This window comes from Methanomassiliicoccus sp. (genome assembly GCA_033485155.1).
Taxonomy (GTDB): Archaea; Thermoplasmatota; Thermoplasmata; order Methanomassiliicoccales; family Methanomassiliicoccaceae; genus UBA6.
Genome location: JAWQJJ010000005.1, coordinates 15,681 through 37,682, shown reverse-complemented (window position 1 = coordinate 37,682; position 22,002 = coordinate 15,681). Strand labels below are relative to the sequence as shown.

The following is a 22,002-nucleotide window of genomic DNA, read 5'->3' as shown; positions in this document are numbered from 1 at the left end:
GGGTGGAATATGAACGAGTTCGACGTGAAACGAAGGGAAGCGGATATCGATGAGCTCCTTAGAGGCCTCGCAGATCTTGCCTTGGAGAGTGAGCATGGATCCTTCAGTTGGTCGGACATGCAAAAGATGCTCCGGAGCAGACCATTCTACTTGGAAGATCCGAGGACGCATCGCAATAAGCGCAGGATCCTCGAGGATTGCGGTTATATTAGAAAGGTCAATAAGTTCGGCTATAGGCTTTCTGATGAAGCATATTCAAGGGTCCGTAAGCTCAAGGGAGTTCCAGAAAATGCGATCGAGGTAGAGGAACCCGATTACAGCGTTCAAACGCGCGCCGCCGGCCGAGAGAGGTCACAGATCGTAGATGGTGATCTTTGATGGCCTATACTGCTTATGAGGATCTGATAAGGGATATCCATCAGCAGGAAGATGATGGACCAAGACCGAACGCGGCTGATAAAGGTCTCAATGAAGATGAGATACTAACAGCAAGGGAGATCGATGAACGCGAAGGTCCTGTTGCCGCTGCAAAGTTCAGAAAGGCTGTAAAGGATTCAAAGCTCGCAAAGCTGGATGTTATCCCACAGATAAATTTTGCAACATTGGGCACCATGGAAGAATTGGTCACTGGCCTAATGGATCTTGATGAGGATCAATTCCATGGAGGCGAAGTTAAAATTCAACCTTTTGTCATCCAGCGTGTTCGCGAAAGCCCTGGATTGAAAGCTCTTTTTGAGAGACAAGTTGAAAGCGAGGATCCAAAAAAGTCAGACTTCGCGAAGAAGCTTCTGACGGCAGTTAGCCAAACGAGGGTGGGGAGGACAATCGATGGCTGATGTTAGTCGCCGCGCATTCGAAAATGAATGGTATCAGCGGTGCTTAAAGTTCAAAGATTGGAAAGTATCAAGAGATCAGGGACAGAGAAAAGTCTGGCAATTGTGGTTTGAGAAGCTAAAAACGAAAGAACCACAGGCTGCAGAGATACTGTTGAATGAACTCCTGCGCTCCCAGTATATACAGAATGGAGAGGTCTGGCAGGGCACTTTTATAAACCCAAAGATCAGGTGATAAAATGCCGACATGCGAGCGAAAGCAAGAATTGTGGTGTGGGAAGAGAGCAAAAATCCTCAGTAATAACAACTGGAAGAACACAGCGGTCGAGATGCTTCAGCCGACACGCGAGAACGTCCTGAGAGCGGTCTGGAATCGCCTTCGCGTTGAGCCTAGGAACATACATCTTGATGAGATCATAGATGAGCTCGGCCTGTGTATTGGCGAGGACCTGACCTACGTTCGCATGGAGACGATGCTTCACCTCCAAGAACTCCAGGTCCCGGCCGAGGTCGTTCATGGCCGCGTCGTCTACTTCCCGGAGGTGTTCGCGGAATGAGCCCCAGAATACCGAACCCGAAGTACATGACCGAGCAGCATAAGGGCGTTATCATCAAGGAGTGCCTGAAGTCGCCGAACCGCTTGATCTGGGTCAAGCGTTACCGTCGCAACGTCCGGATGGTAAGAGGTTTCCTTCCTCTCCGCGCAAAGATGGAGCTTGAAATCTCCGGAAACCGCGTCGTGGTCGATCAAGCCGGGCATGTCGTCCTGAATCCGCAGGGCCAGCAGTTCCTCGAGGGATTCTGATGAATGAGAGGATCAATCCCTACAGGAAGGTCCAACGTCCATACTCGCTTAGGGGCAAGGCCCTAACTCCGAAGACCTTCTGGGCGCGCGTAAGCCTGATGGTCCTGGCCATCACCATGATGTCGATCGGCTTTTTCATGATCGCCGGGGTGATCTGATGAAGTTCAAGACCTCCCGGGAGGACCTGATCGCCTGGGCCATCAGGGATGATGAGGCCTACCATCGAATCCTGGTCACTTGGCCAGTGATCTATGTCTACTCGATGGTTATCTTCATGCTAGGCTTATTCGGCGTTATAATCCTTGCTTTCGCACCTTTCTGGACCGATGAAAACCCATTAGCAGGGATATCGAAGGCTGGACTCTCAGTAGCATCAATCTTTCTTGTGCTCGCAGGAAGCACACCGCTAACGATACTCCTTGCCCGAGTAAAAGACCGCATGGATAAGGAAAGGAAGGGGTCGGCATGAGTAATCTCGACCAATTCTTGAATCCCTCACCGAAGAACCGCCCGGTTAAGGTGGTAGACATCGCCGAGAGGGCCATAGATGCTAAGAGGACGGACCCTTACTCGGCGCCGACCTACGACGGCTTCCAGAACGCTTTCCGCGCAAAGTATGGTAAGATGCCGCGCGCTCCTGAGATCGAACACTACTACGAGCGCCACCCGGAGGTCTGGAAGGATCGCCATGGAGGAGGTAGCAAGAGATGATACCCTACCTATCGGAAACGGGCATCATGGCGCTAATGTACCTTTCGGATTTCCGCATATCCGACAGGTACTTGATGCCATTCGCGACATGCGTCCGGGGCATCTGTAATGGCCTGGGCATCAAAAACGGGTCAAACTTATACAAATCACTTACCTTGCTTGAAGCATCCGGGCTTCTCGAAAAATTCAGAGCTAATATATCCGACTGGCCCGTTCAAAAGAGATCATGCCAGCGATCAAAGATAATGTGCTATCAGCTGACGCCAGAAGGCCGTGAGTTGGCGATTGCCTTCAAGAAGATCTGGGGCGCGGAACTGGAGCACATGAAGGCTCGTGCCGAGAACATGACCAAGGACAATGTTCCTCAAGTGCAGACCATGGGGGCCGATGCATATGTGTCCTAAAACCGGGAGAAGGATGTTAAGTAAGCAGCTCAACTCGGTAATGCTGGCTTGTGATACGGAATGGACAATCGCCAGATGGGTTAGAGCCGATAGGAGCGACCCAATCCTAGCCAGCGCATTCAGACTTCTTCTTCCTGATCTGGACCAAAGTTGGAGGAAAGGCCGTAAATGTGCGACCTGTCAGCATTGGTGTGAGGATGATCTAGTCTGTACGGCTGAGAACCCAGGCATTTCGACTCCAGCATATCCTGGCTTCGATGAAGATGACTCTGGGATGATGAAGCCCCTGGAATGTTGGGATGTAAAGGAGTGGTCCGATTGAGTCCTAGTTATGATAGGATGGTAACAAAAAAGGAGGCGATGGGCATCATCACAACTAAGCTCGAGCGTTGGCCTCATCTTCTCGAAATGCCTGGACATTATGAGGTCATGTTCTCGGATGGAGACTGTCAGGACTTCTGGGCCAGAGATGAGAACGAAGCTAACCAATTAGCGCTCTTCCTTTGCAAGGATCACTTTTGGTTCGATGAATCGCGGTGCATCGAATACGATCTCTACATCTATGGGGACGATGAGGCCGCTGAGCGTTATCACGACCTGAGTTGGCAACACGCGCTCCAATTTTATTGGGAACGCAGCGAGACTCGTAGCCAGATGTTCGCTGATGAAATGAACGCTGACCTCCAGAGAATGCTTAGGGGGGAGTTTCCGTGACCTCTCATCCTTCTGATAGTAAGGCGTCAAAATTCGTTGATTGGTATCGCCCAAGATTGCCCTGGGTCGATGTAGATGAAAAGTTCGAAAGCGCGATCGATGCAGAGGAATATACCTTCACGAAGGGTAATGAGATTAGAAAGTCCCGAGGCCTCAAGGAAGTTCCCAAGGAGAAGCTAAGAACTAGATGGTCTGGTCATGGCCGCATCAGGGATTACTACTTCGGAAATGTGTGGTACGGATCGGTCGTGCGGGACATTGGCCCATACTATGACGTGAGGCGGTCCGAATGACCAACCGTCCTCAACTACCCAAGAAGGTGTAAATATGCCCTCAAAAAAGTCTATTTGCTTTACAGGTCCAGACGGACCATGCAAAGACATCAAAGGGTGTTGGTGTTTTTCATACTCTGCCCCTCCTGCGGTTAGAAGATACACCAGGGAATCATGCCAGGGATACCGTGGCGCGAACGAAAAGAAGAAGGAGGCGGTAGCATCCGACACACTTTAGGCGACTTCATGACTCCGCATCGTTGGAGGGGCTTCGAACTCTCAATGATGACCGGAGCTATTCTTTCCATTCTAGTAGCGGTCTATCTAACCCCTTTCGGTTGGACCGCTTGGACTGTTTTCGCGCTTGCGAACCTCGGACTCTCATGGAGAAATCATAGGGCGGTGATATCGTGAGCTTTCACACAATTTCAAATAAGATGCAAGAAAACGAGGAAAAGGGCTCGTTTAGGGGGGTCTAGATGCTCGAAAACCCCCTCGAAAAAACAAAGGTGACAAATTCCGAGGAGGACGAAGAGCTTAGAGAGGATCTAAAGGAAGAGGAGGAAGAGGAAGGCGAACGGGTCCGGGGCGGTCTAGTCCTCCCGAAGATTCTCACATACGACGAACAGGATAGGTTCCTCTTAGCGGTCGATGACATCGAGGACCTTATCGCTTGTCGGATAATGCTCTACGCCGGACTCCGGGTAAATGAAGCCACGAACGTACTTGTTAAGGACATTGACCCAAATCAACGCTCGGTGTTCGTGCGGCAAGGAAAGTTCTCGAAGGACAGGTATGCTCCGATCGACGTTTCGACCATCGCCCTGATACAATGTTACATTGCCGAAGAGAAGCTGAAGCCTGATAATAAACTCTTCAAGTGCTCGAAGAGAACCCTCCAACGTCATGTCACCGAAGTGATAGCTCCTCGTGCAGGTCTTTCAATGAATACTCACATGCTACGGCATACATGCGCGACCTGGCAGCTAGATAAAGGGATTCCCTTAGAAGTGGTGAAGAATAACCTTGGTCACGCATCCATCGAAGTTACTCAGATCTACCTACACCTTAACATTCGACAGAGGTCTAGAATATACTCCGACTGTACGAGGTTTGGCATATGATCGAGGATTTTATCACCGGTTTCGTCATCCTTCTGGGCTGTCTTGCCTTCGGGCTAATCCTGGCTGGCGAGATTCTTCTCTGGAAAAAGATACCAGGGTGGGGTTTCAATGCTCATCTTGCCAGGATGGCAGCTTTTCCAATTCTTATGTTAGGCGCGCCCCCATATTTGGGGGTAATATCGGATGAGAAGGAAGAGACACGACATTCGGAGGGAAAGGAATGAGAAAATTAACCTATTCTGACATGGCAGGAATGTACCTAATACTGGGCCTGGCATTAGTCATAAGCTCAACAATTCTGTTTTTTAATAGATTGATTGAATACAACTGGGCCATCGCATTACTGATAGGTGGATTAGCGGCTTTCTTTCTTTTCATGCGCTTTCAATCGAAAGCTATTGATGAGAAATTCCCGGAATGGGAGAAAGAGAGACTGAATACGAATGCCAAGGCCAAGGATGAGCGCATCCAAGAGATACAAGAGGCTCTAAGAAGGGAGGGTCTGAGCAAGGCCCCCCCTTTATCTCAGGCCAGCGTCGAGACACAGACCGAGCAGAAATGAATGAATTGAAGGAGATGGTTTATTGGCTCGATCATACAGACAGAGATTGGCGATCGGACTCACATTATGGGGGATCTGTGTCACTGCGATGTTCTCCTATGTCATTGTCGGTGCTCAAGATGCCGAGAACAATGATCAGCAGCTGGTCATTGTGATCGATCACGTGGAGAACGAATCGAACAACACTACCGCAACCTATCCTAGCTACTCTGATAACTATTCCGAATCAATATTCCCCACAGTTATAGGTTATAATTTCAATATATAAAGGATATAACCACCAATAATAAATTATAACTGTGGAGTATATTTACTACCATGCATCGCCGTTCAGCGCCCGCTTTAAAGATCAAGAAGTGGGGGAACTCAAAAGCACTAGCGCCACTGGTGGCTATCATTATCGTAATATTGCTCATTGGTGGAGCCTTTGGAGCATACTGTCTTCTGGCCAAGAGTTCCGATAGCTATTCGGTCGATGTATCTGATGGCAAAGTAAAGGTCGCGGTGGTCTACCTCTATTATGGAGTCAATAAGGATCCGGCCGCGATCAATGCTCTAAAGAACATAATGGAAACACCCATCGCTGGCGAATATTCCGTCCAGCAATTTTATGAAAAATACGGCGTGCATATGTCCTTTTCCTATTATGATTACAAAGTCACTCAGCTTTATGTCGATCAGCTAGATCCGAGCGACGGAAGCACTCAGATCGTCGACTCATTCGTACGCTACAATGAGGATAAATTCTCATCCATCTACGATTCCGCCGACCTTATTGTATGGGCCGTCCACGGACCACGCAACATGAATACTTATGGGGGGGCCAGGGTCGTCTTGGGCTTCTCCAACGATGGAGTTAGCTACTACATCACCGACCATTACTGGCGATGGTGTGCTGCCCATGAGATCGGTCATGCCTTCGGAGCGGTCGATCACTATCCAGTCTCAGGAACAGATCTCGGCGGAACTCACATCAATGATGCACATTGCATCATGAATAAGGGTGGCGATGGTAAATGCCACCTAACAACGGATACGATTTTCGGTGATGCCGATCTTCATCAAGAAGGATTCCTTCATCTCAATAAGATCTCCAAGGCCCCTCTGGGAATTTATATTGGCGAAGCGACCGAGGTAAGGAGTTGGTGGCCCTTCAAGGTGAACCCATGAGCCACAATCGGTTGGCTTCTTCTCTTGCCATCATACTCTGCTTAGTCCTCTTACTCTGTTCTATTCCGATGGACGTGCAGGCGGCAAGGATCGGAACCAGCGGCCACACGCTGACCGTCGATGGCTCCAAGCTATCGGATGAACTCTATGGGGTATGTGATACCACAGTCCTGCAGTTCGCCATATTGTCTTACATTGAGGACCAGGCTGTTTATCGTGGTAAGAACCAGAATTTTCCGGGACCCCAAGGAACCATCACCCAGAACGGCGACGCCGAGACCTTGTTTCATCAATATTTCGCTCTGTGCAATTACTATGGAATGAACCTGGTCCGCATCGGAGCCGGCGATAAGTGGGGATCGTCAATCCAGTATGATGCTTGGGCCAACCATCAGAGCGAATACTTCACCCTCCTGAAGACCATGGCAAGGCAAGCGGCCGATCATGGCGTGTGGATCTGCCTGGTAATGGCCGGGACCGCCGAGACTGATACCTTCACCTTCGGCGGGAGCGGATCGGCCTTCGATACCTCCTCGAGCGCCTACTCTGGCTACATCACCTATGTTAAGTCGACCATAAGCGCCGTCAAGGGAGAGGACGGCATCGGGATGTTCGATCTCTGGAATGAGCCGGATTACGACGCCATTTACTACTCCTACTGGGCATCCCACAACGGTAAGAATGGCATAAACTCCTGGGAGAAGGCGGTATGCTCGGCAACCAAGATCTCAGGAGCGCAGCCCCGCACCATGGGCGTTGCCGGCCAGGGTGCCATGTTCGGATGGGGTCAGAGCGACTTCGACCTAGCCACAGGAAAGGTTGGATGGGAGATCGCTTCTCGTCATTACTATGCGACCGCGACCGATGAGTATCTGTTCGCCGATCCAGAGGCTTGGGCCGAGAACGATGGCATTCCTCTCTACTGGTCAGAGCTAGGCTACAATGCCGGAAACACTTACGTTCGCTGGACCTATGCCGAGTCGAGGATCTTCGCCAATGGGGGGCAGGCCATAACTTCCATGGTCATGAACCCGATGAACAACTACCCCTACACCGGAGGATCACTTCTCGATGCTCAGCACATCACCCCGGGGAACGGTAGCGGCGGGAGCGGCGCTGGCGCGATCGTCAACAGCATCCCGAACCTGTACAACATAGGAGCGGCCGGAGAGGTCCCTTACTATCTCATGGCCGGAGGAATTGCCGTAGCAATGATAGGAACCTATAAGCGGCGCTCCAGGGTGCTAGCTCTGGGCGTCGTCCTTACAGGTTTCGCCGCGCTCATGCTAGCGACCAAGTTCGGGATCTTGGCGGTGAGCGCTTGAAAAAGGCACCTTCGGAGGCACTTTCCATCATGATCATGGATAATAATCAGGAAGTGCCCAGGATCGAGCTGAAAATACAGAAAAAATCCCAGACTTACGAGCCAAAAAAGTGCTTCGGTCACCATGCCACAGGCTCTCGCTACTGCCTAGCCTGCGGACATGACAGAATATGCGCTCAAGCCCTCATCATGACCTTCTCGATCGAGATAAAGAGGGCATCGATCAACATCAGGGACATTAAAAAGATGGAAGGGTAAGGGGTTTAATTTGGGTCGGATCATGCTATAACGCCCCCATAGAGCATGAACACGATCATCACGATGGAGACCGTGGTGATCAGTAGCCCTCCCCAGATCTTCGAGATGCTGCCATACTTCAGATAGTCCATAACGGTGAACGCGGCTACGACCAGGATGGCCGCGAGACCGATGAACTGGCCGGTTATGGGGAAGCCTCCGGGCAGGATCATCAGCGGCTCGGTGATGCTCCAGCCGCTTCCCTGCGCGTAGTCCATCTTGAAATACACGTCATAGGCCTGCACCGCTCCGGTCGCGACCATGGCGTGATTGATGGTCACGATGTTCCCGCTGACATAATACTCGGTGGGGTCCAGCTGGCGGTTATTGGTGGCGTCGACCACTACCACGCTGGCGCTCTTGATGTATTGGGAGCCGGTGATGTCGAGCTTTATGTTAAGCAGGCCCTCGTAGGTAGCGCTGTAGTTCGATGTCCAGGAAGCATGGCAGTGCTGATACTCGGTGCCCTCGAAGGTCGTATCATCGGCTATGTCGACGTAGATCATCGGGACGCTCTGCCCGCTGGTGGTGTTGCTGTCATAGCAGGTTATCTGGAACGTCCTCGAGGCTCCGGCTAAAAGGCTGTCGAAGTGGAACCTTATCCCGGCCGTGGTCACGTCATAATTCAGTCCGGCGACCAGGGTTACATCGTTATCCACGTCGTAGACCTTGACCGAGCTGAGATCGACGGAACGGTTCTCCGGCCATCCCACGAACCAGTTAAGGTCCTTGAGGTCCTGGGCCATCGTGTCATTGATCGAGAGCGTCACATCATACTTCTTCTGGGTAGTGAAGAACTGCCAGTAGAACAGCGTCTCCGAACGGAACTCGGTCACCCTCTGCGCGGTGATCGGGGCGCTGGACTCGATGGTAACGTTCTGACCGGCCAGAGTGATGGAGCTGGGCAGGTTCGCCGCCGTATAGATCGAGGTGCCGGCGGTATCGTTCACCCAGATGGACGTAGCGTACTGTCCGGAGATGTAGACCTTATCGCTGATGATCGTGTACGTAGTGCCGGCGACATTGGGATAAGGCAGGCCGAGAGCGATGCTGGTCCCGGTGCCGTCCTGCTCTCTCGTAGCGGTCAACACGCTCCATGGATGGATGTACTCTACCGCCTCCGTAGGCACCGAGGGCATGTTCTCGCGTATGAAGACCATATCTGGGGTCACAGCGGCAGTTATGACCTGCTGTAGAGCCATGACGCCGGCGACATCGCTGATGACCCGGCTTATGGTGGTGCCGTTCAACATCAGGAACTCGGCATCAGAGATCGTGAGGTTGAAGTATTGACTGGTAGCGGCCACTGCGGCCGGGTAGTTCGTAACTACCACGGTATAAGCGCCTGGACGCAGGAACCGCTCTACGGTCTCCTGGGGAGCAAGATAGAAGCTCAGGGGATCGCCGGTATTGTTGTAGTAGATCCTGAACCGCGCGAAATCGTCCTGCTGGTTATAGCTCTTGAAGCTGTAGATGTCCAGCGGTATGCTGATGTACTTGACATCAGCGCTGGCCACGAAGCTCTGTGTCGCTATCACGTTCCCGAAGTAATCCAGCACGGCGATGGTGTAGCTAGGACCGTATGGCACCAGGAAGTTCGCATCGACGATCTCCTGCGCCGCCGAAGCATTGTACGTCAATCCGAGACAATACCTCATATGGAATGTCTCAAAGGCCAGACCCTCCCCTGTGCTCGATACGTAGGTGCCGACATGGATCGTGCTCATGGAAGTCCTTGGAACGCTCACATAAACGCGATAGGTAGCTGGAGACACCACTCCGGTAAGCTTGATCACTGTCGCGTTATCGGTGACGCTCGTAGCCTGGGGAGTTGATGCTAGCAGCGCCCAGGATGAGCTTCCTTTGGCTATCGTGACGTTATTAACTCCGGTCCAGGTGTCGAACTCGAAGAGGTAGGTATCATGGGTGCTGTTATAGGCGCTCACGATCGGCGGTATGGATGACCCATACTGACCGCCCCCCGACAACTGGTAAGTTAGGGATCCAACGAAATGATAAGTTATGGAGAGATAGGACCTGTAGGTTACTTCGGCCTCTGATGTATGGATCCCAGCAGAATTCCAGAAGGTCTTCTCATTCACCATGGCCATCTCGATACCCAGCATGGAGGATGTGATGGATGATGAGGATATGTCGATCGAGGTCCATCCAGAGGTCCCGGACATCACAGCGGTTCCGAGATAAGTGCCGTTGGTAACTCCCTGCCCCCAGTCCGAGAGATCCAGAGTCGAGCCCAGATTGCCAGAATATACCGCCATGCTCTTGGTGCCTGAAACGCTGGCGAAGTGCAGATTAAGCGTCGCCGAATCTACAACCGCTCCCGATGGCACTATTGAGGTCAGATCGAAGAAGAAATAGCCTCTACCATAGAAATCGGCTGTGAACGGCCCCAGGTTCATCCTGGTGCCTGTAGTGTAGAATTCGAAAGGAACATCAGTAGTATAGTTGGTGCCTATCGCTCCATCCTGCGAAGTGCTGTAAACTATGGTGGTAGAGCTGGCGCTGGCTTGCTGCGTTCCCGGGCCGATGATCAGGAGCGAAGAGGCCATGAGGAGGGCGACCAGGGCGATCGCTATGCTCTTCCTCACGCCATCACCCCATGACCACGAAATACCAGACAGAGCAGGCAATTCCCATGAGTAGGATGCAGATTCGTGCATCCGTGATTTTTGAGGCAACTGAAAACCCAATGCAGAGGCCAAAGATGAGCCAGGACCATGAGTAGACCGATGCCATGAAGGTATCCTGCAGGAGATCGGCATGATGCAGGTACACGCTGATGCTGCACACCGTTATCACGGCATATGATATTAGGGCCAGCCATCCGATGTTGAGGATGAAAGCGCCATTGTCGGATCCAAGTCTCTTCATATCAATGCACCTCCTACGATGATGATGGAGATGGCCACGATGCCAACCGCTATCAGGTAAAGGACCATCTGATTGAATCGTCCGCGAAGTCCAGAGTAGCGAGCATAGGCGAACATCAGAACAGCGCCGGCCACGACCACCAAGGCGACCATATAGAGCGCCTGGGTAAGCTTCTCCATGACCGCATTATCGATGTTGGCGACGGTCTGCGGATCGCCTACGGATATCTCCATGCTCTTGGCGCTGGCAGTGCCATCGGTAAGACGGACCCAGCATGTGATCAGGTACTTTCCCGGCTGGTCATAGGTGTGAACCGGGGTCATATCCCTCGAGCCGTTTCCATCGCCGAAGTTCCACTGTATGCGATCGATGCTCCCCTTCGCGCTGTCGTTCATGGCGAAATCGAAGCTGACGCGGTAGTTCAGACCCTCAGTATAGAGGATGGTGATCTCGTGATCCCAAGGGGCAGAGGTCACATGGAGAGTGTAGTTCTGGTATGCGATCCCGCCATGACCATCGTTGGCGATGATCGAGATCTGCGTATCGTTCACGTCGGTTATGTGCGCCCTCAATACCCCGCTGTCCGGCTCTATCCAGAAGTCCATCGATGTGCTGCTGGTGGTGAAGGAATAGGTTACTCCAAGCCCCTCCTCATTGGTCTGGGCATCGAAGAGATAAGTATTTCCGTAGCTCCAGCTGTCGATGGGGTCGACGGTGAAGACCGGCGCCACATTGGTTACATTCATGGTGTAGAGCTGGTGGACGGTCGAGACCCCATTGGTGAAGGATACATCGACGTTGACCGAACCGACATCGCCGGCGTTGGGAGTTCCGACCAGCTTTGAGCCATCCCAGGTGAGCCATGAGGCTGAGCTGGTAGCGTTGAACGTCCCTACCTGGTTGGCGGTCGGAGTGTAGGAATAGGCCGCATCCTGAGCCACGTTATAGGTAGGGGTGCTGGTGATCTGGTTCTCGTATCCGGCCGGGACGGTCAGATTATGGCCGTTCTTATTGATCGTGCCATTGAGATGGAAGGCATGGGTGACCACCACATCGCTCTGCAGGGTCACGGAAGCGCCGGCTGCTACGGTGAGATCATAGAAGGTCTGGGCGGCAGCGGTCTTGACCGTGGCGCTGGTCCCGGTGAAGATGAGCTTGGAGCTTTCCGGCGTCCAGGTACCGGCGCTGGTATCCCAGTTGCCGCTATCGGTGATGGTCCCGGTACCGCCCATCATGACCGCTCTTACGGTTACTGAAACTCCCGTACAGCTGATGTCCTTATCATTGACATCCAGGGTTGCGGTCCTCGAGGCATGGCTCGAATCCACTCCTAAGGTACTCCCCATGACCGCATTCGCCGAGAGCGAGGCGGTATAGGAACTGGAAGTGAAGGAAGGCGCGTTGAAGCGTATCGGCGCGTTGATGACCCCTAGATTCACGTTGTAGTTTGCGGTGACGTAGAAGACCACGCCACCCGGACCATTGATGGTACCCTGGTTGTCGAAGGTTCCTCCGGTATTGAGGATAAAGTTCTTCGTGGCAATGATGCTGATGCTGGCTCCGGACGCGACATGCAGGGTCTTGTAACCGCAGGTCTGCTGTAATCGAATGGCGCCGTTGACCGTCAGGGAGGTCCAGGTAGCGCCGGAATTGAGATCGACGCCGACCCCGTTGATGGTCAGGTAACCATTGTTGCCGATAGTGCCACGGTGCCTCAGCTGATTATCGCAGATGTTGGTGTAAGCGGCCGTGCTGCTCGGAGTGTAGACCCCTCCGGCCATGTTCATGCTCCGATAGTGAAGCGCGACCGACCCCTGGATCAGAGAGCCAGTATAATCGATCGTGCCATAGATGTCGCCGAGAGTGATGGCAGTATCGAAGGTGATATTCTTGTTGGATCTGTAAGAGAGCAGTATGTTCTTGCCGGTGGTTGGAACTACGCCATCGGCCCAATTGGCAGCGTTGGAGAAGACGCCATCGGCGGTCGCTACCCACTCGCATATATCGGTAGTGCCAATGCTGCTCAGGTCCCTGAACCTGAGAGCCTGCAGGCCGTTGGCGGTCTCCTTGGCTATCACGGCATCGGAGAGCTGGGTTACTGTGTACGATGTGCCGTCGATGACCCCCCCGGCCAGGACCTGATGATAGATGAAGCATATCGATGAGTTGGTGGCGATGGCACGATCCAGCTCAGCATTGACATCGGTGATGGTGGTTGGGAATACTACGCCGACATTGCGGACCGATGAGGTGAAGTGGTTCTGGTAGATCTCATAATCATTGGCGGTCCTCATCCTCTCATAGTAAGTGGCAGCAGTAGCGCGTATGGCTGCGTTATTGCCCCCGAAAGGGTAGGCCAGAGAGACCACGTTCAGCCCGAGTGCCGTTAGAGCGGCCTTGGAGTCGGCCATCTCCGCTGTATAAGTCTCGGCTGATTGATTGGTGAAGTCGGTATGGGTCTTGCCGTGGCTTCCGATCTCCCATCCTGCATCTTGCATCTCGATGAGTTCAGAAGCGGTCAGGCGCCCATCCATCCCGACAAAATCAGAAGGCATGTAAACGGTTGCAGGAATTCCATATGATGACAGCGTTCCAAATGCATTATCATATTCTCCCTGAGTGCCATCATCGAAGGTGATGCAAAGGTAACCACCATGTGCCGTGGTTGCGCTGGCATTCCCCATGGGAGAGATCCCGCTGGGAGCGACCATCAAGCAAGCGAAACCTGACAGCAATAGAACTGCCAGGATGGTTAGAGCGAATGTTCTGGAAAAGTTCATTTCCCCACCCCTAGAAAAGTATATCGTCTAGGTAGGATTAAAATGAAAGGGGTTTGAGAGGCATGATCCGAGATCATAGCCTCCGCTCCTTTGGTATCGGAGGATCCTTTCCCGAATGCTTCTCGGCATGTTGTTCCTGGATCTTCCTTACTTCCCGCTGACGGTCCGGGAGATCGAACCGCGCGATCTCCTTTTCGCGCTCCTTGAAGTAGGCCATGCCGACCTCAGATACCACCTGCGCTCATTCCGGTGATCGAGGCCGAGACATAGCCGCTATCCCAGCTGCTAGCGCTGATCAGGATGTCCGCGTTATAGTAGTTGTAGCTCTGCTGGCCATCCGGAGTCGTGCCGTAGACCTCCAGCTTCACCTTTATCATCGAACCATCGACGTAATCCCCGCTGAGGATCGAAGTGCTAACGGAGTCGCTGAAGTAACAGAACCTATCCGAATCATCCGAGGCCTTTGTATCCTGGTTAAGGCTGACGGTCGCACCATTGCCCAGGCCGCTGGTCTGGGTGACGGTGAAGGATGAGGTCGACTTATCCTTTCCCAGCATCTTGTAGGCGCTGGTAAGGTGATTCGGAGAGACACCTGGAGCATCGCGCTGGGTAGCACCAGAGAGCCCGGTGAAGGTCGCTGATACCTTAGTAAACTGGGCATTATTGCTGGTCAGCTGGGCATTGACCACGCCCCAGATCTGATAGTTGACGCCGGTGAACCACAGCTTAGAGGTGGATGCAGAGTACGAAAGCGGTTCGAACTGAACTCCCCTGATGCCCTGCCCGAAAGCCAGCATCATCGCTTCTCCTGGAGTAGCATCACCGATGGGAACATCAGCGGTCATGATATTGCCGCTACCATCGGCGATATAGATGGTCGCGGTGGCCTGGACCGATTCATCTTTCCCGTTGAGATCATCCCATGCATCGCTGGCCCCCTTGGTCAATGCGGGACCTAGGATAGCGAAACCAAGGATGGCGATCGCCAGAATGGCGCCAATTACTAGGAAGAGTCGCTTCATTTCGTCACCTGCACAGTCTTGGATAGGGAGCTCACAACATTGCCATCGCCATCGAAGAGCGTCACCAGAACAGTGTATGGGCCTTCGTAGCGAATCCCGGGAGAGCCAGGCATGGAGACATCAACATTCTTGCTTTGTAAGGCTCCAACGTGCTGTTCTCCAGTTGCGGTATATGTCTTTGAATAACCCGCCTCAGCCGGAGACGTGACTTTGTATGTCACCTTGTACTTCGCATCATGCGCCGTGAACCAGTCGGCCAGCTTTCCGAAGCCATCGAAGATGGTCATGCTCTCGCTTGACGGATCGGAGTTCCAGGTAACGTCGATCGAGTTGAGTCCGTAGATCACGTGGTTGTCGTACTGCGAGTTATCGAACTTGCAGTGAGCAACTACGGTGAAGTAGGCGAAGATCGGCGCCGAGGTGCTGTTGTCTCCAGGCTTATATGGCGTATCGTCATCCGGATTGCCGGTCAGAACATCACCGGCAATGACGTACATGGTCAGCCCAGCGATGATGACTATCATGATCACGATGAGGGCCGAGACCGCCAGCCCCATCGCTCCTTTCCTGTCTTTCATCCTCTTTGGTATCATCACATCACTCCCGCTGCCATTAGAAGCCCGAAGATGGTGACCCCGAAGCCGACTATGTACTGGCCCCAGATGCCTCCAGGGACGGGGATCTTCCTTGCCACGATCGCGAGCCCAGCCACAGCGATGAAAAGTCCGACCACGACGAGTATTATCATCGACATCATGTGGTCAGTCTGGCTCTGGACCGCGCCTTCGAACCAGCTTATCGGCCAGATGCTCATATTATCCCCTTGGAGATGATCCAGGCGACTATGATCAGTCCAATGCTGATGATCATCCTCATTTGCCAGCCGGGTGTCGGGACTATGCCGATCAGCACCAGGAAGGCCACCAGGATGAGGATGGCGGGAATGAATATCCCGATCAGCGCCCCTATTATCGCAGCCGATAGGATGGCCACTCCGAAGAAGGCCAGACCTACCCATGAGAAGATGGCTCCCAGCACCAAGAGTACAATCAGGAGCTTTGAGCTTCCGAGTAACGACATTGCAGAACTCATGTCAGAGACCTCCGATGAGTGACCACATGCCGGCAACGACCAGGTTGTAAGCGCAGTGGGATCCTATTGTGGCGCCGAGCCCCCATCGGCTGTAAGCCAGCGCCCAGATCAGTCCTATGATGAACGCTATCAGTATCGAGGTCCACGAGCCCGCGTAGGCCGTATAATGGAAGAGCGCGAAGGTCGCCGAGGCTATCAGCATCGGGGTGAACTTCCAGGACCTCGGGAACTTCATCCTCAACCATGAAGGAACGGCGAACCGGAAGGCCAGTTCCTCGCTCGGAGCCACGAACAATACCTGCGTCGCTATCACGCTGGTCGCTTCCAGCGGATTCAGGGTTCCTAGCGTGGTGCCTAAAACTACGCGGAAGAGGTAGAGCGTGACCACGGTGGTAAGGGTGAACGCGATGGTGCCATACCACATGATGTCGACCAGCCGGACGCCCCGAATGAGGTCCGGGAGCCGCTTCCCGTAGTACGTCAGGAGAACCGGGATCAGCATGTAGGTTATCGCTACATTCCAGTCCAGGTCTGGCAGGTAGATCCTGAGCGGTATCAGAGCGACCAGCTGGGCTACCGATAGGACAAACGCGAACTCCGAGTTTGCCACTCTCGTTAGTACCTTCACACCCTGGTCGCTCATGCATACGTCTCCCTCGTTTGAAAAAGAGTTAGAGGGAAGGGGTTTATGCCACGGTGGCCAGGATCGCGTGGATGGTGAACTGCTCACCGGCCAGGGTGAAGGTCACGTCCTGGGTCTCGTAGTGGGCCATCGCGTCCACGGCATCAGCGTTGAAGGTGACGGTCAGGGTCACATTGACGCTATCGCCGGCAGGCACGAGCACGGAGACATCAGGGTGAACGGTGGCGCCAGAGGCCTTGGTCCAGACGAACTGGTAGGAGTTGTCGGAGTTCTGGGCCAGGATGGGCTCAGGAGAGGCGCCGGTCACATCGACCATGGCCACGTTGCCGAGGGTACCGAGAGCGCTGGCATCGGTGGTCAGAGCATCGGACCTGGTGAGGGCGAAGACGCCGGTAATGGAGCCAGTCCCGCCAACGAAGGCCTTGTTGGTCAGGTTGTAGTTCATGGCGACCGTGATCACGTGGGTCTCAGAATCATAGGTCTGCCAGGCCTGGGACTCGGTGTAGCCGATGTCGTAGGTCGCGGTTTCGATCGTGGCCTGGGGAGTGCCGCTAGTGCCGATGAGTCCAACATAAGCCCCAGCGCCAATGAGGACCATTATTCCGCCGATTACCTTGATCCACGAGCCGTACTTCTTGGGGATACCGAACCCGATCCACCCGATAAGGAAGACGACTACGCCAAGGAAGAGCATCGCTCCGGCGGTCAAACCGAACAAGAGATCCATTTTCTTTCACTATCCCGCTCCCCGACGGAGAGCATTCGTTGGGCGGGGGAGCGAACTCCCTTAGTATATAATACTTGCTTTATTTTTTAATGACTTATGGTGAAAATTAAAGGAAGTACCGCAAAACACTTATACACTATAGCCTAAGTGCCTATAATTTAAAATAGTTAATTATTTGCTGTACTATTCATGACTTTTAATAGCCCCCAGGGTTTTGAAGAGGCACCATCCTTCCATTATCGAATGCAATGGGACCCCAGGGCGATCAAACAGATGCGGGTCTTCCAGAGCAATTTCGAGCTGAAGGATTCAGATTCGCTCATTCTCTTTCATGCCTTGATCCCGGAGGCATTAAAATTGTACGGCGGTCCTTTGGGCCAGCTCCAGCATCTATCGGAAGTTAGCCAGAACCTCATCACAACCCTTGGTAGCGTGAAGTATGAGGCCGACATCAGAAAGGATGATTGGGCGCTAATAAGGGATTTCTTCGAGAAGATGAGCGATTATTGTCTGATCTTATCTAGTAATCCCATGGCTACGCTTCAGGCCTTTTTGATCGTGGAGGGTGAGAAGAGATGAAGCGCTCTCTGATCGCCTTGATGGCCATTGCTCTCGCTGTAGTATTTGTCACGCCGCCAGCATCGGCCGCTACCGGAACTTATAGCTTCAGCGTCCAGCCTACTCCAGACTTCGCCTTCATCGGCGATAACGTGTCCTTCGCCATCAGCGGTACACCGATGAGCTATGTTTTCGTTACCTTGACTTCCGGAGACAATTCTAGCCAGGGCATCGAGATCGGGGAGGAGTTCGCGCAGCTTGACCCAAGAGGATTGGCCACGGTGAATATTACCATCCCGATCAGCGCGGTTGCCGGAACCTACTACGCTTCAGTCTCCCTGGATGGTACAGAGGTCGCTAATTGCACCATCAGCGTCCTATTCGATTATGAGACTTGGAGCAAGGCCAAGATAGCGGCATTGGAGGCCGAGTATCAGAGACAGCAGAATATCACCCTGGAGTATGCCAAGCAGGTTGCCTTGCTGAATGACAATCTTGAGCAGATCAAGTGGTTCGGCCTGATGACCTTATTCTTCGCAGGCGGAACAATGGCGTATGTCTGGGTGAACCGGAAGGATTGGCGCAACTGGAACTGGTCGGCGATGAAGAGAGCTCAGGGCCTCGAGTCCTCGATCAAGGCGACATGGTACCTGTTAATGAACCCACCTCCGGATGGTGAGATGACCTTCCTTCATGATGGCATGAAGGCTAAGATGGAGCGGTTAAGGGCTCAGCTGCTCAAGGAAGGAAAGCCGGTCGACAATGGATATGTGGTAGTGCCGAGTCCGGACCCAGCGCAGAAGGGTGTGGTTCTTCCCCTTAATCCGATCGAGATCAAGAAGGACGTAGGAGAGAGCGAGATCAAGGCTCCAAAGAAAAAGGTGGTTGAGGATGCAATTGAGGAGGTCGAAGTTCAGGAGCCGACCAAGCCAGGATTATTGAAGCGGCTTCTTTCCCGACCTCCGCCGAGGCCGAGACCCCAGAGACCGCAGAGAAAGCCATTGTTCCGAGAGGATCCTATGAATGATGATCATGTGAGCGTCAAGGAGCTTGAGGTTGAGGAGGAGATCGAAGAGGCGAAGGAAGAGGTGAAGCCTAAGCCCAAGGTCACCAAGCCCAAGGAGACGAAGAAGTCAGCTGCGCCACGTAAGCGCGCGCCGGCCAAGCCTAAGAAGCCTATTGAGCAGGAGGGTGGGCAATGAGGAACTGGACCGCTCTATTGCTGATCGGCCTTGGAATGCTAGGGCTATTCATCATAACTTTCATCTTCCCGTACCCGAAGACTCAGGTATCCAGTCTTCTCTTCCTTGGAATGATCGCTCTCATCTTCATCCTATTCGGCCTGTGGGGCCTGGAGGTTGCGAGAAAACATAGCTGCCATGCCGAGGCCTTCGGAATTCATACCTCGATATGCACAGATCAGCCTATGGCGAGTGTAGAACTTCCAGGTGCAAAGGATGAGGACCCTCATACCTTTCATTTATTCCTGGCCAATGGGTGCCAGGGTCCGTATTATATCAAGGGAGGGAAGAAACATGGCTGCCTAGTGGTCCGCGACGATTGCTTGGTCACCATACCAGGAGAGGAGACCAATGTCTGGATATTTTCATCTCCCGATTGGTACAAGATGAATGTCCGGCCGGGAGGGAAGTACAAGCCTTTCGAATGGCTCCCGGAGCAAATCAAGACCATGGTGCAGAGCGTAGCCTTCGATCCGGAAGGGCCGATTGCGGTGTTCTGGGCGCCACATGAGAACCGGAAGAAGCTGACCGCCATTCAGAAGGAAGAGAAGTATTTCAGATCCTTATGGGAGCAGGCCAATTCCACGATCTCATCCCTACAGAAGCAACTTGACTCGATCAATAAGGGAAGCATCTATCAGGCTGGCGCGCACGAACGTGCGATGCTCGCTAGTAGAGGTACTAGCGTGGAACGAAAGCGCTGGGATGCTCCAAGAGAAGAGGAAGAGGGGGTTGAGGAAAGATGAAAGCTGGCAATCAGCCTCAATCCGTCTTACCTTTCCCTACTATCCAGACGGCTCAGGAAAGTTCCACTTTCCTAAGATACATGCAAGTGCTGGCGGCGATGAGTCATGATGATTTTAATTTTGATGCAACTAAAGCTATGATCATGACTAGCCACATATGGATCGCCGAATCCAAGAGTGAACAGGAACTCAACCATCGCTGTACGATGTCGACCTCCTTTATCATGTCGGTTTTAGCTCCTCTGGTTCTTGGAAATGAAGAGAAGCATCCAGAGTGGCGCCGATTATTCGATGAGATCGAAGATATGATGAATGCTTGCAACATCGTTACTGTTGGATCGGACCAAGCAGGAGTCAATGATTCAAGAGAAATGAAGGTCTTCGGCTATGTATCAAGCAGAGAGAATAAAGAAGAAAAGGCAAGCTTGAGCGAGGTCAAGAATAGTGAATTGGTGTGCAATATCCAAGACTATGCCGTGGCCCTTGATGCTCAAAAAGAGAATGGCTATAGAAGTATCAATTGCACCGCCAGGCAGCTCTATTACAAGGTTATGAAGCTGGCCTATCTTACCTCCTATATTAAACCAGAGGAGATTGTAAATATCATAGCTGAAAGGCCTCGAGCCGAAAAGATGCTGAGTGAAGAGGAAAAGCTTCGCCAGAGGAGGGGAGATGGCCGAAGCTTCTGAGCAAATGATGGAAGTTCGATTGCAGATACAGCGAGCGTTAGATGAGATCTTCCAATTGGTTGAGGAAGATGAATGGACCAGATACAAGCTGGTGAGACTTGCTGGCACCATTGCATCTGATAAAGCTTATGAGGAAATGCTCATCTTCATAAATTATAGCTATTCAGACCCCAAGGATGTTGATCGCGATTCCTGGGTATTCAGGGATAATTATAATGATCAGGACTTCCAGCGTGTTTTCATCGATAAGGTCTTTGGTTTGATGAATAAAACCCTCCAATCTCTCGATCCAATGACTAGGGTAGCGGCTATGGGCGTCTATCCTTCCAAGTCTAAGCGTGGACGGATATTCTCGCATTGCTCCAAGGAATATTTCACTGATGCCATCAAAGAGCCAGGATCATTCGGATATATCAGCGGACCAAAGGGCAAGCCTTTGGGAGTTGGTAAGAGTGATTTTGCCTGCCGGATGATGGAATTTGTTCTCGAAATGGGTCAATGCGTAGCGACCAACATCGTGATGAAAGATGCTCCTCCTGGAGTAACAAGGATTTTCGGCCTACGCGGACTGGTCGAACTTGCGATCAATAATCTATTCCAAGGAAAGCTTACCTTCGCGTTCCTGGATGAGTTCCTGCAGGTAGTAAGCAAGGAAAAGGCCACAAAGGGCGATTGGGTCAATCTGAAGAAGCTTCTCTATCTATGTCGTAAGATCGGATTGAATATCATCGCGCTGTCGCAAAGAGAGGTAGAAGTTCCAACCGCCATTCAAGAAATGGGTGTATGGCATGTTCAAAAGATAGAGAAAGAGATAATGAGAGTTCACTTTGTGATCAAGGGTATGAGTACGGTCGATGAGATGGTTTATCAGGTCCCTGGAACTAAGCTCAAGTTCCAGACCGGACACCCCGGTTCGTTCAGGCTTGATGACCTCGACATCGATGCGATGCATGATTATCTGATCGAACAGGAAGAGATGGCGTATAAGGAAGGAAAAGAGGTCAATGCATTCAAGCTCATCCTTGACTTTTTGAACCTTGATCGGTCGCAGATCACAAAACAAGATTACATGGCGTTCGCGAAGATCTGCTATGTCAAAGGCATCATGACGCAGAATCAGATCGCAGAATGTGTCTCACTCGATGATCATCCGGTGAATCAGTCGACCATATCCAGATGGCTAACTGCGATGGGGGTTACATAATAAAACTTTAACTTCTATTTAGAAATTTGCAAAAGTTTGAAATGTTGAATTATAACCATTGGTGATACTGGTGATAAGTTTCATGCAATATGCGTGCGCGCCTCCACATTATAGGAAATATGCAGGATTTTTGAGTGATAATTGAAAATATAATTTGATAAGCTTCCATCAAAATAGTCAATCGGGGAAGCC

Annotated in this window: 32 protein-coding genes; 22 read left to right on the top strand and 10 right to left on the bottom strand. The window is 52.2% G+C overall.

Going from position 1 to position 22,002, the window contains the following annotated elements:
• Positions 1-9 precede the first annotated feature (9 nt).
• The 17 genes from SA339_08435 to SA339_08355 all read left to right on the top strand — a co-directional run bounded on the left by SA339_08435 (position 10) and on the right by SA339_08355 (position 8,177).
• A complete protein-coding gene (locus tag SA339_08435; protein ID MDW5563240.1) occupies positions 10-378 on the top strand; it encodes a hypothetical protein in 369 nt (122 codons plus the stop codon).
• A complete protein-coding gene (locus tag SA339_08430) occupies positions 378-836 on the top strand; it encodes a hypothetical protein (protein MDW5563239.1) in 459 nt (152 codons plus the stop codon). Before SA339_08435 ends, SA339_08430 begins: the two co-directional genes overlap by 1 nt.
• Positions 829-1,068: a hypothetical protein gene (locus tag SA339_08425; GenBank protein MDW5563238.1), complete on the top strand. Its 240-nt coding sequence runs from the start codon at positions 829-831 to the stop codon at positions 1,066-1,068. The genes SA339_08430 and SA339_08425 overlap by 8 nt, the downstream gene beginning before the upstream one ends.
• A 4-nt stretch (positions 1,069-1,072) precedes the next feature.
• Complete coding sequence (locus SA339_08420) at positions 1,073-1,390, top strand: hypothetical protein (GenBank protein ID MDW5563237.1); 318 nt, start codon at positions 1,073-1,075, stop codon at positions 1,388-1,390.
• Entirely contained in the window at positions 1,387-1,638 is a 252-nt protein-coding gene (locus SA339_08415; GenBank protein ID MDW5563236.1) for a hypothetical protein, read from the top strand. Before SA339_08420 ends, SA339_08415 begins: the two co-directional genes overlap by 4 nt.
• Entirely contained in the window at positions 1,638-1,796 is a 159-nt protein-coding gene (locus SA339_08410) for a hypothetical protein (protein ID MDW5563235.1), read from the top strand. Before SA339_08415 ends, SA339_08410 begins: the two co-directional genes overlap by 1 nt.
• The gene (locus SA339_08405) at positions 1,796-2,107 is read left to right on the top strand and encodes a hypothetical protein (GenBank protein MDW5563234.1); all 312 of its coding nucleotides are present in this window, start codon (positions 1,796-1,798) and stop codon (positions 2,105-2,107) included. Before SA339_08410 ends, SA339_08405 begins: the two co-directional genes overlap by 1 nt.
• Positions 2,104-2,349: a hypothetical protein gene (locus tag SA339_08400; protein ID MDW5563233.1), complete on the top strand. Its 246-nt coding sequence runs from the start codon at positions 2,104-2,106 to the stop codon at positions 2,347-2,349. The genes SA339_08405 and SA339_08400 overlap by 4 nt, the downstream gene beginning before the upstream one ends.
• A gap of 245 nt (positions 2,350-2,594) precedes the next feature.
• Positions 2,595-2,753: a hypothetical protein gene (locus SA339_08395; GenBank protein ID MDW5563232.1), complete on the top strand. Its 159-nt coding sequence runs from the start codon at positions 2,595-2,597 to the stop codon at positions 2,751-2,753.
• Positions 2,754-3,113: 360 nt separating this feature from the next.
• On the top strand, positions 3,114-3,467 hold the full coding sequence (locus SA339_08390) for a hypothetical protein (protein MDW5563231.1): 354 nt from the start codon (positions 3,114-3,116) through the stop codon (positions 3,465-3,467).
• A complete protein-coding gene (locus SA339_08385) occupies positions 3,464-3,760 on the top strand; it encodes a hypothetical protein (protein ID MDW5563230.1) in 297 nt (98 codons plus the stop codon). Before SA339_08390 ends, SA339_08385 begins: the two co-directional genes overlap by 4 nt.
• A gap of 458 nt (positions 3,761-4,218) precedes the next feature.
• On the top strand, positions 4,219-4,863 hold the full coding sequence (locus SA339_08380) for a tyrosine-type recombinase/integrase (GenBank protein MDW5563229.1): 645 nt from the start codon (positions 4,219-4,221) through the stop codon (positions 4,861-4,863).
• A complete protein-coding gene (locus SA339_08375; protein ID MDW5563228.1) occupies positions 4,860-5,087 on the top strand; it encodes a hypothetical protein in 228 nt (75 codons plus the stop codon). Before SA339_08380 ends, SA339_08375 begins: the two co-directional genes overlap by 4 nt.
• Positions 5,084-5,425 (top strand): hypothetical protein, encoded by a 342-nt coding sequence (locus SA339_08370; protein ID MDW5563227.1) that lies wholly within the window; start codon positions 5,084-5,086, stop codon positions 5,423-5,425. The genes SA339_08375 and SA339_08370 overlap by 4 nt, the downstream gene beginning before the upstream one ends.
• 318 nt (positions 5,426-5,743) lie before the next feature.
• The gene (locus SA339_08365) at positions 5,744-6,595 is read left to right on the top strand and encodes a hypothetical protein (protein MDW5563226.1); all 852 of its coding nucleotides are present in this window, start codon (positions 5,744-5,746) and stop codon (positions 6,593-6,595) included.
• Positions 6,596-6,663: 68 nt separating this feature from the next.
• A complete protein-coding gene (locus SA339_08360) occupies positions 6,664-7,920 on the top strand; it encodes a hypothetical protein (protein MDW5563225.1) in 1,257 nt (418 codons plus the stop codon).
• A complete protein-coding gene (locus SA339_08355; protein MDW5563224.1) occupies positions 7,917-8,177 on the top strand; it encodes a hypothetical protein in 261 nt (86 codons plus the stop codon). The genes SA339_08360 and SA339_08355 overlap by 4 nt, the downstream gene beginning before the upstream one ends.
• 20 nt (positions 8,178-8,197) lie before the next feature.
• Here SA339_08355 and SA339_08350 read toward each other — a convergent pair whose 3' ends face one another.
• The 10 genes from SA339_08350 to SA339_08305 form a co-directional block, all read right to left on the bottom strand.
• Positions 8,198-10,825, bottom strand: a complete 2,628-nt coding sequence (locus SA339_08350) for a hypothetical protein (GenBank protein MDW5563223.1) — start codon at positions 10,823-10,825, stop codon at positions 8,198-8,200.
• A 4-nt stretch (positions 10,826-10,829) separates the two neighbouring features.
• Entirely contained in the window at positions 10,830-11,108 is a 279-nt protein-coding gene (locus SA339_08345; GenBank protein ID MDW5563222.1) for a hypothetical protein, read from the bottom strand.
• Positions 11,105-13,792, bottom strand: coding sequence for a polysaccharide deacetylase family protein (locus SA339_08340; GenBank protein ID MDW5563221.1), 2,688 nt, complete (start codon positions 13,790-13,792; stop codon positions 11,105-11,107). Before SA339_08340 ends, SA339_08345 begins: the two co-directional genes overlap by 4 nt.
• 169 nt (positions 13,793-13,961) lie before the next feature.
• The gene (locus SA339_08335; protein ID MDW5563220.1) at positions 13,962-14,123 is read right to left on the bottom strand and encodes a hypothetical protein; all 162 of its coding nucleotides are present in this window, start codon (positions 14,121-14,123) and stop codon (positions 13,962-13,964) included.
• Positions 14,113-14,910, bottom strand: a complete 798-nt coding sequence (locus tag SA339_08330; protein ID MDW5563219.1) for a hypothetical protein — start codon at positions 14,908-14,910, stop codon at positions 14,113-14,115. The genes SA339_08335 and SA339_08330 overlap by 11 nt, the downstream gene beginning before the upstream one ends.
• Positions 14,907-15,488: a hypothetical protein gene (locus SA339_08325; GenBank protein MDW5563218.1), complete on the bottom strand. Its 582-nt coding sequence runs from the start codon at positions 15,486-15,488 to the stop codon at positions 14,907-14,909. The genes SA339_08330 and SA339_08325 overlap by 4 nt, the downstream gene beginning before the upstream one ends.
• 14 nt (positions 15,489-15,502) lie before the next feature.
• Entirely contained in the window at positions 15,503-15,724 is a 222-nt protein-coding gene (locus SA339_08320; protein MDW5563217.1) for a hypothetical protein, read from the bottom strand.
• Entirely contained in the window at positions 15,721-16,002 is a 282-nt protein-coding gene (locus tag SA339_08315; GenBank protein ID MDW5563216.1) for a hypothetical protein, read from the bottom strand. Before SA339_08315 ends, SA339_08320 begins: the two co-directional genes overlap by 4 nt.
• A gap of 1 nt (position 16,003) precedes the next feature.
• The gene (locus SA339_08310; GenBank protein MDW5563215.1) at positions 16,004-16,645 is read right to left on the bottom strand and encodes a CPBP family intramembrane glutamic endopeptidase; all 642 of its coding nucleotides are present in this window, start codon (positions 16,643-16,645) and stop codon (positions 16,004-16,006) included.
• 43 nt (positions 16,646-16,688) lie between these two features.
• Complete coding sequence (locus SA339_08305; GenBank protein ID MDW5563214.1) at positions 16,689-17,372, bottom strand: hypothetical protein; 684 nt, start codon at positions 17,370-17,372, stop codon at positions 16,689-16,691.
• 243 nt (positions 17,373-17,615) lie between these two features.
• Between SA339_08305 and SA339_08300 the strand changes: the two genes are divergently transcribed.
• Genes SA339_08300 through SA339_08280 form a run of 5 tightly spaced genes read left to right on the top strand, consistent with a single transcriptional unit; the run spans position 17,616 to position 21,810 of the window.
• The gene (locus tag SA339_08300) at positions 17,616-17,951 is read left to right on the top strand and encodes a hypothetical protein (protein MDW5563213.1); all 336 of its coding nucleotides are present in this window, start codon (positions 17,616-17,618) and stop codon (positions 17,949-17,951) included.
• Complete coding sequence (locus SA339_08295) at positions 17,948-19,132, top strand: hypothetical protein (GenBank protein ID MDW5563212.1); 1,185 nt, start codon at positions 17,948-17,950, stop codon at positions 19,130-19,132. The genes SA339_08300 and SA339_08295 overlap by 4 nt, the downstream gene beginning before the upstream one ends.
• A 17-nt stretch (positions 19,133-19,149) precedes the next feature.
• Positions 19,150-19,917, top strand: a complete 768-nt coding sequence (locus tag SA339_08290; GenBank protein MDW5563211.1) for a hypothetical protein — start codon at positions 19,150-19,152, stop codon at positions 19,915-19,917.
• Complete coding sequence (locus SA339_08285; GenBank protein ID MDW5563210.1) at positions 19,914-20,606, top strand: hypothetical protein; 693 nt, start codon at positions 19,914-19,916, stop codon at positions 20,604-20,606. Before SA339_08290 ends, SA339_08285 begins: the two co-directional genes overlap by 4 nt.
• The gene (locus SA339_08280) at positions 20,590-21,810 is read left to right on the top strand and encodes a hypothetical protein (protein MDW5563209.1); all 1,221 of its coding nucleotides are present in this window, start codon (positions 20,590-20,592) and stop codon (positions 21,808-21,810) included. Before SA339_08285 ends, SA339_08280 begins: the two co-directional genes overlap by 17 nt.
• The last annotated feature ends 192 nt before the right edge of the window (positions 21,811-22,002 follow it).

What these genes read in the sequence shown, in the direction of transcription:
- SA339_08435 (MDW5563240.1), top strand. Translation starts at nt 10, where the DNA reads ATGAACGAGTTCGACGTGAAACGAAGGGAAGCGGATATCGATGAGCTC.
- SA339_08430 (MDW5563239.1), top strand. Translation starts at nt 378, where the DNA reads ATGGCCTATACTGCTTATGAGGATCTGATAAGGGATATCCATCAGCAG.
- SA339_08425 (MDW5563238.1), top strand. Translation starts at nt 829, where the DNA reads ATGGCTGATGTTAGTCGCCGCGCATTCGAAAATGAATGGTATCAGCGG.
- SA339_08420 (MDW5563237.1), top strand. Translation starts at nt 1,073, where the DNA reads ATGCCGACATGCGAGCGAAAGCAAGAATTGTGGTGTGGGAAGAGAGCA.
- SA339_08415 (MDW5563236.1), top strand. Translation starts at nt 1,387, where the DNA reads ATGAGCCCCAGAATACCGAACCCGAAGTACATGACCGAGCAGCATAAG.
- SA339_08410 (MDW5563235.1), top strand. Translation starts at nt 1,638, where the DNA reads ATGAATGAGAGGATCAATCCCTACAGGAAGGTCCAACGTCCATACTCG.
- SA339_08405 (MDW5563234.1), top strand. Translation starts at nt 1,796, where the DNA reads ATGAAGTTCAAGACCTCCCGGGAGGACCTGATCGCCTGGGCCATCAGG.
- SA339_08400 (MDW5563233.1), top strand. Translation starts at nt 2,104, where the DNA reads ATGAGTAATCTCGACCAATTCTTGAATCCCTCACCGAAGAACCGCCCG.
- SA339_08395 (MDW5563232.1), top strand. Translation starts at nt 2,595, where the DNA reads ATGTGCTATCAGCTGACGCCAGAAGGCCGTGAGTTGGCGATTGCCTTC.
- SA339_08390 (MDW5563231.1), top strand. Translation starts at nt 3,114, where the DNA reads ATGGGCATCATCACAACTAAGCTCGAGCGTTGGCCTCATCTTCTCGAA.
- SA339_08380 (MDW5563229.1), top strand. Translation starts at nt 4,219, where the DNA reads ATGCTCGAAAACCCCCTCGAAAAAACAAAGGTGACAAATTCCGAGGAG.
- SA339_08375 (MDW5563228.1), top strand. Translation starts at nt 4,860, where the DNA reads ATGATCGAGGATTTTATCACCGGTTTCGTCATCCTTCTGGGCTGTCTT.
- SA339_08370 (MDW5563227.1), top strand. Translation starts at nt 5,084, where the DNA reads ATGAGAAAATTAACCTATTCTGACATGGCAGGAATGTACCTAATACTG.
- SA339_08365 (MDW5563226.1), top strand. Translation starts at nt 5,744, where the DNA reads ATGCATCGCCGTTCAGCGCCCGCTTTAAAGATCAAGAAGTGGGGGAAC.
- SA339_08360 (MDW5563225.1), top strand. Translation starts at nt 6,664, where the DNA reads ATGGACGTGCAGGCGGCAAGGATCGGAACCAGCGGCCACACGCTGACC.
- SA339_08345 (MDW5563222.1), bottom strand. Translation starts at nt 11,108, where the DNA reads ATGAAGAGACTTGGATCCGACAATGGCGCTTTCATCCTCAACATCGGA.
- SA339_08340 (MDW5563221.1), bottom strand. Translation starts at nt 13,792, where the DNA reads ATGGGGAATGCCAGCGCAACCACGGCACATGGTGGTTACCTTTGCATC.
- SA339_08330 (MDW5563219.1), bottom strand. Translation starts at nt 14,910, where the DNA reads ATGAAGCGACTCTTCCTAGTAATTGGCGCCATTCTGGCGATCGCCATC.
- SA339_08325 (MDW5563218.1), bottom strand. Translation starts at nt 15,488, where the DNA reads ATGAAAGACAGGAAAGGAGCGATGGGGCTGGCGGTCTCGGCCCTCATC.
- SA339_08320 (MDW5563217.1), bottom strand. Translation starts at nt 15,724, where the DNA reads ATGAGCATCTGGCCGATAAGCTGGTTCGAAGGCGCGGTCCAGAGCCAG.
- SA339_08315 (MDW5563216.1), bottom strand. Translation starts at nt 16,002, where the DNA reads ATGAGTTCTGCAATGTCGTTACTCGGAAGCTCAAAGCTCCTGATTGTA.
- SA339_08310 (MDW5563215.1), bottom strand. Translation starts at nt 16,645, where the DNA reads ATGAGCGACCAGGGTGTGAAGGTACTAACGAGAGTGGCAAACTCGGAG.
- SA339_08305 (MDW5563214.1), bottom strand. Translation starts at nt 17,372, where the DNA reads ATGGATCTCTTGTTCGGTTTGACCGCCGGAGCGATGCTCTTCCTTGGC.
- SA339_08300 (MDW5563213.1), top strand. Translation starts at nt 17,616, where the DNA reads ATGCAATGGGACCCCAGGGCGATCAAACAGATGCGGGTCTTCCAGAGC.
- SA339_08295 (MDW5563212.1), top strand. Translation starts at nt 17,948, where the DNA reads ATGAAGCGCTCTCTGATCGCCTTGATGGCCATTGCTCTCGCTGTAGTA.
- SA339_08285 (MDW5563210.1), top strand. Translation starts at nt 19,914, where the DNA reads ATGAAAGCTGGCAATCAGCCTCAATCCGTCTTACCTTTCCCTACTATC.
- SA339_08280 (MDW5563209.1), top strand. Translation starts at nt 20,590, where the DNA reads ATGGCCGAAGCTTCTGAGCAAATGATGGAAGTTCGATTGCAGATACAG.